General features: G+C 38.7%; 14 protein-coding genes and 1 pseudogene. All 15 read right to left on the minus strand.

All coding sequences use genetic code 11. From position 1 onward, the window contains the following. Positions 1–209 precede the first annotated feature (209 nt). Positions 210–1,163: a DMT family transporter gene (locus G608_RS0105655; RefSeq protein WP_051208891.1), complete on the minus strand. Its 954-nt coding sequence runs from the start codon at positions 1,161–1,163 to the stop codon at positions 210–212. Between the two features lie 26 nt (positions 1,164–1,189). Beyond that, positions 1,190–1,948 carry a YwaF family protein gene (locus G608_RS0105660; protein ID WP_026495219.1) on the minus strand — a complete coding sequence of 253 codons (759 nt, stop codon included), beginning with the start codon at positions 1,946–1,948 and terminating at the stop codon, positions 1,190–1,192. 272 nt (positions 1,949–2,220) lie between these two features. Continuing rightward, positions 2,221–2,610 (minus strand): hypothetical protein, encoded by a 390-nt coding sequence (locus tag G608_RS20055; protein ID WP_051208893.1) that lies wholly within the window; start codon positions 2,608–2,610, stop codon positions 2,221–2,223. A 50-nt stretch (positions 2,611–2,660) separates the two neighbouring features. Next, positions 2,661–3,461, minus strand: a complete 801-nt coding sequence (locus tag G608_RS0105670; protein WP_026495220.1) for a sugar phosphate isomerase/epimerase family protein — start codon at positions 3,459–3,461, stop codon at positions 2,661–2,663. Continuing rightward, on the minus strand, positions 3,458–4,165 hold the full coding sequence (locus G608_RS0105675) for a ThuA domain-containing protein (RefSeq protein WP_026495221.1): 708 nt from the start codon (positions 4,163–4,165) through the stop codon (positions 3,458–3,460). Before G608_RS0105675 ends, G608_RS0105670 begins: the two co-directional genes overlap by 4 nt. A 78-nt stretch (positions 4,166–4,243) precedes the next feature. Then, a complete protein-coding gene (locus tag G608_RS0105680; protein WP_026495222.1) occupies positions 4,244–4,585 on the minus strand; it encodes a hypothetical protein in 342 nt (113 codons plus the stop codon). Positions 4,586–4,698: 113 nt separating this feature from the next. Then, complete coding sequence (locus G608_RS0105685; RefSeq protein ID WP_442852213.1) at positions 4,699–5,508, minus strand: type IV toxin-antitoxin system AbiEi family antitoxin domain-containing protein; 810 nt, start codon at positions 5,506–5,508, stop codon at positions 4,699–4,701. A 93-nt stretch (positions 5,509–5,601) separates the two neighbouring features. Next, on the minus strand, positions 5,602–5,868 hold the full coding sequence (locus G608_RS0105690; RefSeq protein ID WP_026495224.1) for a hypothetical protein: 267 nt from the start codon (positions 5,866–5,868) through the stop codon (positions 5,602–5,604). A gap of 27 nt (positions 5,869–5,895) precedes the next feature. Then, the gene (locus G608_RS20060; protein ID WP_035794826.1) at positions 5,896–6,642 is read right to left on the minus strand and encodes a DUF6994 family protein; all 747 of its coding nucleotides are present in this window, start codon (positions 6,640–6,642) and stop codon (positions 5,896–5,898) included. A 58-nt stretch (positions 6,643–6,700) separates the two neighbouring features. After that, complete coding sequence (locus G608_RS0105700) at positions 6,701–7,714, minus strand: restriction endonuclease (RefSeq protein WP_026495225.1); 1,014 nt, start codon at positions 7,712–7,714, stop codon at positions 6,701–6,703. Positions 7,715–7,744: 30 nt separating this feature from the next. Then, complete coding sequence (locus tag G608_RS22265; RefSeq protein WP_051208895.1) at positions 7,745–8,737, minus strand: zinc ribbon domain-containing protein; 993 nt, start codon at positions 8,735–8,737, stop codon at positions 7,745–7,747. A 176-nt stretch (positions 8,738–8,913) separates the two neighbouring features. Beyond that, positions 8,914–12,264, minus strand: coding sequence for a DEAD/DEAH box helicase family protein (locus G608_RS0105710; protein WP_026495226.1), 3,351 nt, complete (start codon positions 12,262–12,264; stop codon positions 8,914–8,916). A 71-nt stretch (positions 12,265–12,335) separates the two neighbouring features. Continuing rightward, positions 12,336–12,650: pseudogene (locus tag G608_RS0105715) on the minus strand (phage integrase N-terminal SAM-like domain-containing protein); the annotation flags it as partial. Between the two features lie 45 nt (positions 12,651–12,695). Continuing rightward, positions 12,696–13,733 carry a virulence RhuM family protein gene (locus tag G608_RS0105720; RefSeq protein WP_026495228.1) on the minus strand — a complete coding sequence of 346 codons (1,038 nt, stop codon included), beginning with the start codon at positions 13,731–13,733 and terminating at the stop codon, positions 12,696–12,698. After that, positions 13,734–14,879, minus strand: a complete 1,146-nt coding sequence (locus G608_RS22270; RefSeq protein ID WP_051208897.1) for a restriction endonuclease subunit S — start codon at positions 14,877–14,879, stop codon at positions 13,734–13,736. Between the last annotated feature and the right edge of the window lies 1 nt (position 14,880).

Raw genomic sequence — 14,880 nt, forward strand, 5'->3', positions numbered from 1 at the left:
TATTATATATGCCAGCTTCGTTTTGTGCAACTATTTTTTATACAATTTTCAATTGTGTGATCAGATGGTTACATAGTATCCCGCATGCAAAATCCTCGCGCGCGAGCGGTAATATAAACATCCAAAATATTCACGTAAAACTCAGCCGGGATCAGGGCAACCCCTGTATCATCCCCGACAACAACAAGGCGATCCCCTGCTTTCACTTTTTATCTTTTAGACTTACCCGCTTTCTCTGTATTAACTATGATGATTCCAGCAACTACTAATAACAAAGAGATAAGCCCGGTTATGGAAAATGCTTCCCTGTTTTCTCCAAGGAAAATAGCCGAGAGAAGGACTCCCATCACCGGATTCATGAATCCCAGTATGGATATCCTGCTGACAGGGTTGTGCTTTAACAAAATCCCCCACAGAGTATAGGCTCCTGCGGAAATAAAGCCCATATAAATAAGATTCAACACGCAGGAAATGCTTCCAAAAATAAGATGTCCGCCCATGGTAAAACCGATTATGAAAAGAACAGAACCCCCAAGCATGAACTGATATCCGCTGAGCACAACAGGATTCTCTTTTCTTGAATAAATCTTGATGCAGCAGGATGAAAGGGCATAGAAAATCGCAGCAAGGAGCATTGCACCTTCACCGGATAAAGAAACCGACTCCGCTCCATTAAAAGCACTTAGTCCTCCAAGTATCAGGAATATCCCCGCAAACCCCGTGATACATCCCGCAAATTTTCTAAGTGTGAACTTTTCAAAATGAAAAAGATACGCAGCAAGGAGTATCGCAAAAAAGTTCCCAGCAGCGTTGATGATAGAGCCCCGGACACCTGTGATATGTGCCAGCGCCATGAAAAAGAAAAAGTACTGTCCCACTGTCTGAAAAAATGACAGCACAGCAATGCTTCCAAAGGAGTCCTGCCCTGGCAAAAGAAATCTCTTTGCAAGAAGCGATCCAAAGCCTATTGTCATTACACCTGCAAGAAAAAATCTGGCCCCCGCCAGCATAATCCTGGATGCGGTATCATCAGGGCTTATTCCAAAAAGCTGATATGCGATTTTGATAGCAGGCGTCGCACTCCCCCACAAAACGCAGCAAAAAAGTGCCGTCAAAAATGTTATGGGGAACCACGCCCACATGGATTTTTTCTCTTTTTTCATACCTTCCTATCTACCTCCGGATGGATTCAGAATTTCTTTTTAGAAAGTGTTTTGGCGCATATGGAATCCATCAAATATACAATCGCTATCACAGCCATAACAAGCCCTGCATATCCTATAAGATACCCCGGATTCCCCATGACTGATTCAAGAAAAGATAAGGGACTGTTTGCCACGGGATAATTTACAAAGAAAAAATTGCAGCCCGAAAGCTTATCAAAAACATATATGAAAGGTGTTACGCAGCATAGAAACAGCAACGGCCAGTGCATCCTTTTTATGGAAGGAATAACATATCCATTTAATCTTAGCGCCAAAGGATACACGATAAGCATTCCATGCCACGCGTAGCTGTACAGGTTCATGAAATTCAAAGCCGGATAATAGATCGTCCAGTCAGGAAAAATCAGCGCAGCCACAGAGCTTGGAAAAATCAAAATAAATGAAAGCTCCCCAAAGAAATCCTTTGCCCTCTGCCCCGGAAGATACTCCCTGAGAAGAAATATGAAAATCCCGATGCTGCAAATATGAAGCGGAAGATACCACAAGCTAAATCTGTGAACAGAAACAAGAAATAAATCCTTAAACAGTTCCATACCCAGCATCAGGACAGGAATCCCCTTAAGTACTCTTCGCTGCCTGTCAGACTTCATGCGGCATATGAAAAAGATAAGTGCTCCCGCAACAAGCAGAGTGACAGCTGCGCTTATTATATGTACCGTTCCAAACAGAGGATATCCCATCCCTGCAGGGATGTCATCCTGCTGCTTCCAAAAATATTCCAAGAAGATATGACCTCCTAAAATGTCTTAATTTCAAGTTTTCACAATTTCGTCATATTACTTTAAAGTTCAATTAAGGTTGGGGAATTATTATGAATACATCGAGAGGCACACAAAACCTCTTGGCAACCCCTTCTACGATCCGCTAGCGGACGTAGAAAAACATCCTCCCCCAGGATGAAAACCCCTCATGACACTTTTCTTCATAACACTGGCCGGTAGTCTGGTGATAGGACTACCGGTCCTCCTCATTAATCAGACTTTGTTATCTAAGTTCAGAAAAATAACTCCATATCATCTTCTTTTTCATCAACGGATTTTTTCTTTATAAAATGAACAATTATCGCACCAATGCAAATGAAAACAGCAAGGCCTATGGCATATACAATAGCAATGAAAGCACCTACAATCGGAGTTTCGAAATCGCTGCTGACGGTGTAATAATAACAGGTCGTGTTTATGATGACTCCGATTACCGATGATGCAAAAAGGATCAGTCCTGACAACAGGTAGTCTTTCATGCTCTCAGAAAGGAGAATATCCAAGAACAAAAATCCCAATACAATCACAGGCCTGACAGGATTTATGCCAATCCCAAGCACACAGTCCCACAGGTAAAATAATCCAAGAGGTATGAGGTTAATTAGCATGTAGATTTTTTTCATTGGTCAGAACCTTCTTCCAAATATTACACTTCCTTGTCGCTTATCTCTCCTCATAGAGCTTTAAGGAACCCGGCTGATTTTCCTATGAAGCCCATCTGATCCTTTGCATCAAAATGTTCTATGGCAAAGTATCCGTCATAGCCGGACTCTACCAGCCTTGTAACCACTTCCTTTATAGGTATTCTTCCATCACCAACGGGTATGGCTTCATCTGATCTGTCCTTACAGTGAACGTGCTTTATCCTTGGGAAAAACTTGTCGAATGCGAAAAGCACATCTTCATCGTGCATGATAAAGTTACCGCAGTCGAAGGTAAATCCAATGCCGGGACACCTATCGAGGAACCATGCAGCTCCGTTTATTCCTGACATCGGCGATGAGAAGTCGTCAAAGTCTTCGAAAAGGACTGTAATTCCCATATCCTTGCCCATGGCCACAGCCCTGTTCATACCTTCCGCCATGCGCTTTACTTCATCATGTGAATCAAAGAAGGAATAAAGCTTCGCCTCATCCTTCATATATTCTTTTAGTTTGTCTACGTCTCCGCCTTCCAAAAAGCCGGGAACGATCATGATATTTGGCGCTGAAAGCTCTTTTGCCATATCAAGATGAGCCTTTATTTTCTCTGTCTCATCTGTTTTTCCCATATCATAAAATTCAAAAATACAGCTGACAGAAAGCCCTGCATTTTTTATCCTGCCGGCTGCTTTTTCATCCTTCTGCAGGTGACTTAGTCTTATTTCGAGCGCATCTATACCGCATTCCTTCACATATTTAAGAATGCTGTCTATATCTTTTCCCGTCTGCTCCTGGGCCTCAACTATATGATCATAGAATACCGAAAGCTTCATCCTTTTATCTCCTCATTTTGCGGCAGTGACCTTACTATTCCATCCGGATTGCAATATCGAACTGCATTGACGATTATCCTTTGTATCTCAGGAATATAGTATGTTGGGCAAGTCTCATGCCCCGGCTGAAAATAAAAGATTTTTCCTTTTCCTCTGGTAAAAGTAGATCCGCTCCTGAATACATATCCATTTGAAAACCATCCTGTGAAGACAACCTCATCAGGCTTTGGAATATCAAAGGGCTCACCATACATCTCTTCTATAGGGATATCTATGCATTCCGGGATCTCCTTTGCTATAGGATGCGCAGGCGCCGTGCACCGGAGCTTTTCAGATTCATCATGTTTCCATTTAAGCGTCATGGTAGTGCCCATAAGGAGCCGCAGCATTTTAGAATAATGCGCAGAATGGAGAGCTATAAGTCCCATTCCGGATAAAACATGACGTTTAATCCTCTGTGCAACCTCATCTGAAAACTCATCCTGCAGGGCGTGACTCCAATAGATGAGTACATCTGTATTATCAAGCACTTCCTCTGTCAGTCCGTGCTCCTCATCAAAAAATGTCGCTGTCCTTACTTCAAAATCATCTTCCTTCGATAAGAAAGCTTTGATGCAGCCGTGTATTCCATCCGGATATACCTTCTTAACTACATCCAGCTCCTGTTCATGCTTATACTCATTCCATACCGTGATGCGTATCATTTATGTCTCCCTTAGTTCAATCCCTGATAACTTCCAATATCCGAAATGACATCTTTCGCATGCCTACTTTCACTTTCCTTACTCTTTAACAGGCTCAAGGTATTCAATCTTTTTCCCATGTTCTCTTGCGTACTCAATCTCAGATCTGGTGCTGTCTCCAATGTAACCGCCTACATTGATTACAAAAATACCGTCTGCCATATCAATCTTGCGCTTATGCATGTCATCCAGCATCTCCTTGGTCTTGGTAAGGGTGCCTTCGTCCATATTCTCCCAAACTTCCTGATCCCCTGAATGACCAAAGAGACCTACACTGATGACAATATTGCCCTCAAGAGTAAGTCTCTTCTGCGCTTCCATAAATTCGTCCTTAAAACGTGTGCTGCCGCATAATGTAATAACCGGATATTTGCCTGTCATCTTGTATGTCTCCTGCTGATAAAAAATATTCGTAATTACATCATATCACTACATAGCCTGCACGGTTAAGATTATTTAAAAATCATATTCAATTATCAAAAATCGGCTTACGCCTATTCTCCGTTTTTCATATTAAATAAATTTTTAGGCACCACCAGTTTCCATGTACTGTTGTAACTCCCGCCTTTAGACAAAGCAGTAAAATATCGTTTGCTCTTTCCAGCTTTGTTTCTACAAGTATCAAAAAAAGTCTCTGACAAACCATGCTTATCTACGGATGTTTCCAATAAGAAGCCAGTTTTCTGATAGAGAAATTGATTGTCATATCCTTTCAAATACATGAGTAGCCTTTTTTCTTGAAGTCGTCCTAGCGACTCAATATTAGAAATAACTTCCTCTGCTCCAGATATCTTGTCCATATCCTTTATGCAGTCAAGAGCTGTCCGTTCCCTGTCAGTAACGATGACACCGCCCGAAAATTCCTGCATTTGCACACCTTGCGAAATGTTAGGTTTCACATGATGATACCGATATCCTTCAAATTCAAAATCATTAAATGCTGTTTGCGAAGATATATATACATCGTAGATAACCTGATCTGTTATTCCGTAATACTCCATTGCTGAGTGATGTGAAATATATGCCCCTTCGTTAATTGCACAGCCTATTTGGAAACGATCAGCTATGATTGCACCATTTTCGCCACTGACGCATGTATATAGATCGTTCCGTATCTTTTTGACCATACCGGCATTTAATAGTCTTCGTATTGCTGAACGAGCACTGGTTATATTGTCATAATATTTATTTACATCATCCATCCTGAAAACAGGCTTATTTAATAATTTAAAATATAGATTCATGTTTATTTTCTCTTTATTATGAGTTGCATGTAACTTATTTTGATTAAATTTTAAACTCAACTATTGAGTTTTTCAACAAAAAAATTACCAAATCGCTTAATATAATGCGATTTGGTAATTTTCATATCCCAATCAACCAAAGCTCAATCTAATTTAAAAATCCTCAAAATCATCCGGATCAAGTCCTGCATCTTCCAGGGCATCCCAGCGCTCCTCAGGATCCATTAACTCCAGCTCATCTCTATCAAGTCCCACCATATCAAGCTCATCCTCAAGCTCATCTTCTTCATCTATATCAGTGTCCAGGTCATCAGAGAAAAGAGTGTCGTTAATAAATGCCCATTCTCCGCCATCAATGTGGCCGTCGCGGTTAAGGTCAAAGGGTGTGTTTCCAAAAATGTCGTCAAATGGTCCGTTCATGGGATTCTCCTTTCGTCCAGTCTCCCTTTATAATCCATGTTCCTTGCAATACTCATCAATTCGTTTATTACGAGCATCTAGGAACTCGAATTCTTTGTCTAAATAATTAAAATAATCATCAACTGTTTTTGGCAATCCATCTTCTGAAAAATCGCCTTGTCCATCCCAAATGTTTACCTTTGAATAATCATCTGTCACACAGTCCTGAAGAAAGAAAAAATCCACATATCCTCTGAAATCTACAAACAAATCAAAGAACGCTTTATCACTCATAAATATTGGCATAAGCGGATTGTCTTCACCATTGTAGTACTTTCTAATACATTCTAGCGTCAAGTCCCACCTATCAGCAATTAGCTTATTAGTTCCCCTGTTCTGATTGATACTGTTTTGGTGCTTTGGGAATATAACCATCCCCCCAATCGTATATGACTTCCTGATCAGATCCTCATAGTAAGCTTTATAATCACCAACCCTATTCATTACCTGCTCAATGATATGCCTGTATCGCTTATATCTGAAGCCTACGATTATAGAATCGCTACCAAATCTAAAACCACTCCACGTGAAGTATTCACTCCCAAAGCCTTTTTCAAGCATCATCCATTGACCATTAGGAAGTTCCTTACTCCATAACTGCTTATGATATTCTTGCAATGTTGGACTGGAACTATCCGGATCACAGTTACCAGCTCCTAATCCATCGTTGTTTTCCCAAAAATCCTTCCAATAATCGAAAGAATCTGTTGTAAAATCAAAAGTAATATCTATCATTGCAGTACCTCAATAAATCATCTTTTGTTCTCCTTCTCCTTTTCGTCGGTAGTCCAACTTAGCTTATATCATCTTTTTCCTCTACTACTGGAATATAAACTTTCTTCAACGGGATCATTCTCTGATATTTTTCATTCAATTTTTCATAGTACATTAAAATAAGATCTACCAGCTCAGTTCCGTTTATTCCGCGAATGATCGGCGTATTATCAAGGTACGCCTGTGCGTTCTTCGTATAATTGGAAAGAGTCACAAACAATCCATAATCGCCTTCTCGCATAGCACCTTTCAAGGATTGAATTGTAGCTTCTTTAATATCTCCATCAACACTCTTTACCTGCACAAGAATTCTTGGTGGCAATTCATCTTTATAAGCAATAATATCTATGCCACTGTCACCACCCTGTTTTGATACTTTGGTTCGATAACCCATGGCCTGTAAAAGATTTGCAACGAATCCCTCCAAACTATACCCTTTAAGCTGTCTGCTTAGTTCTTTTAGAATGAAATCCTTAGTGTTTTCTTGTATTTCTTCCGCCGTCGCAGCAACAGTATCGTCCTCTACTGGAACAGCTTCAGCCTTTTTCTTAAAATCACTATTTAATGCTGACAAGAATTCCTCAGCATAGTTTTTAATTTGAAATATCGTCAAAGCTGACCCTGCTTCGTATAGCGCCCCTTGTGAAAACATCTGCCTTGAAATATGCTTTAGCCATTTCACTTTTCGACGATTGAGATATTTAAATCCAGAATCCTTGGCTCCGATTTCATAATAGTAGTTTCCCTCAACAATACCTATATTAATCATTCGGTCAATTTTTGAAGGAAACACAATATAATCACCCACCTGTACTTCCTGCAGAAAGCGAAAAACCTGCCCGGTATTGGTTGCTATAGATTGTTTAGAAGAATCAGGATAGCACTCACCGATCTTCTTCCGGATATCCTCTCTGTCCTTCAACGGAGATAAATCACCCATTTCTTCCCAACCTATTGCAATAAGATTACCGTTAAGAAAAAGCATATCGTCTTTTGTGTGTATTCCCCATACACGGTTTTCTTTGTTCTCCATTTTAATCCTCATAATGTAAATCAATACTAATTAATCTAATGTTTGTAACCCATCTACTATTAAATTCATTAGTTTATTTTGCTTTGAAGCCTTCATTTTCCTGGAAATTCTAACAAGACATGTCCCTACGATAGCATCCTTTTCTCCACCGCCTATCTTTTTCTGCATTTCATGTATATATTTACATCTGTCCTCTGCATCCCTAACATTTGAATATATTTCTATGCTTCCCCCACCAGCGGTACCAGCATCTATTGGACTCATTCTATTTCCATCCCAATCTTCTAATGCTCTAGTCCCCTCTAGATATTTAGAAGAGAAGAATATATCCGCACTATATCCTCCTGGTTTATTAAGACTTTCATTACTATCATTTTCCTCTGTAACAGCTTCAATTTCTAGTATGTTATCAATGGATGCCAACATTTCAACAACATCTGCTTCTGATGGTGAGGCGGGTCCATCATATACATCATAATAAGCTTCAGCATCATCATATGATAAAGAGTTATCATCCTCAACCTCTGTAGAAAAGCTTTGTTTTACGCTGTTGTATCTGCTATTTACTCTTTTATAAAATTCTATTTGTTCAGGCAAATAGAATACCATCATACAAACCACAACCACGCCTAACAAGAATAACGTTCCTATAATGATAAATCCTGTATATTGACTAAGTTCATCCTGCCTTTTGGCATCATGCTCGGCTTCAATCTCTATTGCTCTTGAAATACCTTCTGCCAGTGTGCCAAACATACCTTTCTTTATATTCGTAACATTGTGTTGCACAGTATTTGCCATATCTATATGCACGTTTCCACCATTCACGCTCATATTATTTACGTTATTGATATTACCTTCATTGAGAGAAATATTTGCATTCTGAATATTGATATCAACATTTTTAATTGCTTTCTCAACTATGAATGGTGTTTTGCAGTACTCACATACTGCCGCATCTTTGGATGAATCAACATTAATTATTGCTCCACAGTTAGGGCATTTTCCTGCTACCAGATTCATATACATCTCCTTCCAATCACGTTAAAAATGCTAGATAGTAATCAATCAAAACATTCAACAAAGGCAACACATATATTGACATTCTAGATACCATTTAACAAACATTCACAATTTGAATATTTATAACTTGATATCTTCATTCACAAATTCTCTTTTGCATAAAGAAAACACTAAAATCACGCAAGCATTTCAGAGTTTTTCTTAATCTCTTCAACGACATCCATTATCTCTTGCGCGGTTCCCATATCATCCTTAAAAAGCGATACTATGCTGCCATAAGATCGGAACGGTTCGCCCATAAGGACTGACCTATCCTCGATGTTTCCGTTCACCACAATATAGTCAATGATTAGATTTACAAATCTGATCTGATTAACATTAAGATGTTCATCTGATAAAAACTTGCTGAACGCTTCGTTAACTGCTGCTCTGTCGACACCGACTATTTTACGTACAAGTCTTCCAATAGGAGTATCACCGTACTCTTTTTTGTAATCCTCTCTTGAGCCAAGATCATTCCAGAGAATTTTCTCAAGTTCCTTCATATCGGCTTCATTGAGCTTTTTGTTATTGCGAAGCTTATATACAGAAATATTGTCTTCATGTTCCTTAAGATAGAACTCTACTTTTTTCCTATAATTCTTAAGGTCGTTGCTTGTGTAAATCGGTCCACCCGATTCTAATTCTGTAATTGTGTCTTCAACGTCAGTGTAAATAGGCTTCTTGCTAATCTTATCTAAATACTGCAATAACCCACGCATTGCATCACGAACATGTTCCAATTCGATTATGGTAGCATTATCCCAGAATTCCTGAGTCTGAATTTTCTCAATCGTTTCTTTCTGCGCTGCAACCTGTGGAATAGAATACTTTGTTGATAGCATTTCAGCAGCACCTACAACAATATCTATAGGTGTCTGAACATTTTTACTTTGGAGCATGCCAAGGTCTATACTATATATCAAGTAATCAAATCTTCTCGCCAGTTCATTATCTTTCTTAGGTCTGACAAGCGGAGAAATATGTTCCTTTATGTCTGATATTTCTACAGTTTCAAGGTCATTCCATTTCAGAAGATTCCTATATGCTTCGACATACTTGTAATGACGCTTAACTATAAAACTATTATCATTCAAGTCTTCAACCTCTTTATGGCAATCCTCAACAAGCACTTTTCTGTAATTGATATACTTCTCATCACTTGTATAAGCTGCTGCCTGAAGTTCGCGACAGATCATTGCCTTAGTGTTATATATTTTTTCTGTAAGGCTTGCCTGAATTCCATTCTCGGTTCCATTTTTATTAACTCTAAAAAACTCAAAGTTATTACAAAAATCAAATATAAGGAACTTCTCCTTATCTATGCCTTCACCAAGAAGATCAGCGCACAATCTTGTTCCACGGCCAATCATCTGCCAGAACTTTGAATAACTTCTGACTTTCTTGAAAAAAACAAGATTAAGAATTTCAGGAATATCAATTCCTGTATCCAACATATCTACAGAAACAGCTATCTGTGGCATTTTTTCCTTGGTACTAAAATCATCAATTAGAGAATCAACATAATTTATGCTGTAATCAATCTGCTTTATGAAATTTCCACCATATTCTGGAAAGATATGTTCAAATCTTTTTACTATTTCAGCTGCATGCAAGGAGTTCTTAGCAAAAATGATAGTTTTGCCAAGCTTATCGCCGCCCTCTATTTTGAGTCCTTTTTCCATAAGTTCTTTAAGAACCTTATCTATGGTATCTTTGTTAAAAACCCAGGTGTTTATCTCTTCACTTGATATATCATACTTAAATGTTTCATCTGTTGAGAAAGACTCCTCATACGCTTCCTTTTCTTCATCAGATAAATCGTCATAATGAATTCCTGTCTCCATTATTTTTGATTTATATTCAAGCGTAGAATAATTTACAAGATAGCCTTCCTCGACTGCTTTATCCAATTCATATGCAAATGTCGGAACGCCTCTTTCAAGATCAAAAATCCCATAGGTATTCTTATCGATTTCATTTTTAGGAGTAGCAGTCATTCCAAGAAGCATTGCATCAAAGTATTCGAATATCTCCTGATACTTCTTATAAATTGATCTGTGCACCTCATCGCATATAATCAGATCAAAATGACCGGGACCAAACAAACGCTCACCGAATTTGTTTTTCTTCTCATCGATAGCGTTCATCATAGTAGGATATGTTGAAAAGATCATGCGGCAGCTCTCTGGATCATCCTTGCTATCAAGAAGATTGCAGCAAGATAAATCCGGAAGCAGATTGGTATAATTGTTTTTCGCCTGCTTTACAAGAGCTGTTCTGTCTGCAAGGAACAAAATATTTTTTACATAATTGTGCCTGCGCAATACATCAACAATACTGATACTAACTCTTGTCTTACCTGAGCCGGTTGCCTGAACTATCAGCATTTTTCTATGTTTTTTCATAATAGCTTCGCAAACGGCTGTAACCGCCTCTTTCTGATAGGGGCGGTTTGTTATCTCATCGCTTATGTCAATCTTATCCAGCGGAATTCGCTGCTTTCTTCTATCAATTTCAAGCTGGAGTTCTTCCTGAGTCAGGAATCCCGATACTTCTCTTTTGGGATAATTCATGTAATCATTTACATAGAAAAACTCAAAGCCATTCGTGGTAAAAATAAGTGGCCTTTGATTATATTTATTTTGCAGACAATCTGCATACAGTTTTGCCTGCTGACTCCCAACTATCGGATCAACAGAAGCCTTTTTCGCCTCAACTACCGCAAGGGGCAGACTATCCTTGCCCCACAGAACATAATCAACATAGCCCGTGCCTGTAGCATTTGGCATACCTTCAACAGGAACCTCTATAGTACAGTTCCTGTCAATGACCCATCCTGCTTCTTTCAGTGCAACATCGATATAGTGTTTTCTTGTCAGAGCTTCACTGAGCTTATCAGGAACAAAGCTTCTGCTCTTTCTGTTTTTCTTCCTCTCATCCGACATTTGCTTGCGGAGTTCTTCATTCTCTTTCAGAATATCCGCTAGCTTCTGATCCTTACTGCTTAGCTCATCATAAAGAGCCTTCAGTTCACCGGGATTAACTCTTTTCTCTTCTCCGGTTGGAAGTATGGATTCATCGAATGTCTTCTCCTCGTAATCTGAAGAATATGAATAATCAACCCAATCGCAGAATTCAAAAAGATCTCTAAGCGCAATTATAGCTTCATCACGCCTAATCTTACTGTTGGTATGAACAGCCACATTGCCCAGATGTATCGTATATTTAAGCATCGGAAACAGACTGGGTTCAATGATATTTCTGAAAGTATCCTCGTGTATAAGACTGGAAATATTATCTTGATAAGGCAGCCGCAAATCAGAATCAAATGAGTACACAAATCGCACCGCCAGCTCCAATGCTCTCCTTGTCAGGATTGCACAGGTTGCCGGTGAAATAGCTATACTTCTCTCTGCTTCAACAGCCTGAGTAGCAAAATCAGAATACTTCTTTTTGTTTAAAAGGTAATCAAAATTGGTTTCCAATTACTGCTCTCCTTCCTACAATTTTTTTGGGGTCTTGTTTATACTTAAAAATCTCACATACGATTTCTTACGCTACAACTTTTGATTTGTTGATAATCAGACAAGTATTTACGAATCCTCTCTGTGGTAACCTTTCTTACTGGATCCTCTATTTCCGATAACAACTTTTCAATTGTTACACCATAGTATTGTATGGTTCTATCTGAACATCCCTCTATTTTCTTAGCATCCAGGAACATATTAAGATATTCTTCATTGGTGATGTCTTTCTTCTCAAGAGTCCCTTCTGAAAAAGCCTCGAGCATAACCTCTTGCAATTTTTTCATCTGTAGCACGGATAAATAATCTGCCATTTCATTAAGAACAGTAACTATTTTCTCTTCCATACTGGTACTTTCCCCCATTGTACCAGCGTCCTTCAGCCATAGTTTTTATTCTTTCATTTTATCTTCAAGTTCAAGAAACCTATCAAAATCACTTTGAAACAATCTATCCTGAACTATTCTGTATTTTTCATATTCTGTCTCTGCATGCAGCTTAGCTTCTTCTGCGCTGATTTTTCCCGGACCCGTCAATATCTCATTTCCATTAAACTCCAAGAACCCATCCAAACGTTTTGCCCAGTCCTCCATGCTCATAGGAATATGTCTTTGAGCCTGAAGTTCTGCATAATCCAAGTATAATGTGACAATTCGTTCAAGATAATTCATCTCTTCCTCAGATAAATAGTTTTTAGCAATTGTCACATCCGCTTTTAGAATTTTTCCATCTGGAGCATTTTCCCATGTAGTTAAACCCATATGCTCTTTATTGGCATCAGCTCGTTCAACTATCAGCTCTGCTGCAGTATGCCTATGCACAGCATAATGCATTTTGTTTTGCACAGTCTTAAAAAATTTCTGCGTTGTTTTTGCATCTTTGTCATAGTCAAAGGCCGTGGCATATATATCAGTGACTTTCTGATAAAACCTTCTTTCAGAAAGTCTGATCTCACGGATCTGCTGTAGTTGTCTTTCAAAAAAATCTTCAGTAAACTTATGGCCTTTTTTGAGACGTTCCGGATCCATGGTCCAGCCTTGAATTGTGTAATCCTTTACTATCTGACCAGCCCATTTACGGAAACGAACAGCCCTGTCATTATTTACCTTAAATCCAACTGAAATAATCAGTTGAAGGCAGTAATGCATGACATTCCTTTGTACTTGTCTGCTTCCTTCTGTTTGAACTATCCGAAAATTTCGGATAGTTGACTCCTTAGTCAATTCTCCATCATCATATATTTTCTGAATATGATCATTTATTGTCCTTACATCCACTTCATACAGCGAAGCCATCATTTTTTGCGTAAGCCATATATTTTCATCTTCATAACGCATCTCAAAACTTTCTGACGAATCTCCAGTTGACGCTATATATGTAAGATATTCTGCGGCAGATGATGATATCTGTAGTTCTTTCTTTTTTGCCATTTATCCAAAATACTCCTGCATTAAACTATCAAATAGCTTCTGTGTCTCATCCAGTGACTTCTGTACTGCAACTTTTGATTTGTCGACTTGTTCAGCAAACATAGAAAACTCTTCCTGTAAATGGATATCCACTACCGGAAGCGGTAATTCACTTATAAATCCTTTTGATGCCATAGCAAATCCACCATCTCCTATATTCAAGAACTTCTGATATAGTCCTTGGGTATAGTAGAATATAAACTCTGGTAAATATCCGTTTTCTCTAATCTTTCTTATGCCTAATACGTTCTGATTTGTTGTTGTCTCAAACTTAAGCAACGCGGTTTTTCCTATAGTCGCTCCTACCAGTGCTACTAAAACAGTATCAACAGGGAACATACGCGCAGAAGAGTGCGCCATTCCCTCTTCAGTAATATAGTTGCCATCGTTTTCATAAATATATGCATTTTGACACATATTTGAACCTATCCAAGAAATAGTTCCACCATTCCAGTATTCAGGTTTCGCCTTTGATGGAGTTCCTCCTGCATTTAGTTCAAATAACTCGCCATATTTTCTGAGTTCAAAGCCCTTATTATTTATCATAGGATCACCAAAGAGCTCGACAAATCGGGCTTTGATGAGGTTGTCAAATTCCTCTAGTTCACTCTTCCGTAGCTTTATGATTTCACTAAGCTTTTCAAGGTTAACAACAGCCTTTTCCTGATCTGCTACATCAGGAACATTTATTTCAATATTGCCAACTATGCCTTTTGATATTTCCTTGAAAGTAGCGCCTCTTCCCAAAGAATTTAAAAAAGCTGTATTCCCTTTCAAGAACCAGTAAAGATACTTATTATTTATCTTGTCGGAACAAATAAGGTTCTTAAATCCTTGATTGCAATACATTTCGCAACCCGCAATTGCTACTTTTCCAATAGGGGCTCTGGACGACAAAATTACTGTCCCCGCCGGAAAAGGAGTAAGGCCAGTTTTTTTTACGCCTAATTCAGTCAATTTTCTAGCAGTATCATCAATAATGTATGAATCATCTGTAAGCTCTGCTGGAGTAATCCATTTAATATCTCCATCCCAATACTCTTCAACGCTTGTTTTGGGCGTGCTTCCAGATACAATTTCACAAATATCTCCAAGTTTATATTTCATC

This window comes from Butyrivibrio sp. WCD3002 (assembly GCF_000424265.1).
Taxonomy (GTDB): domain Bacteria; phylum Bacillota; class Clostridia; order Lachnospirales; family Lachnospiraceae; genus Butyrivibrio.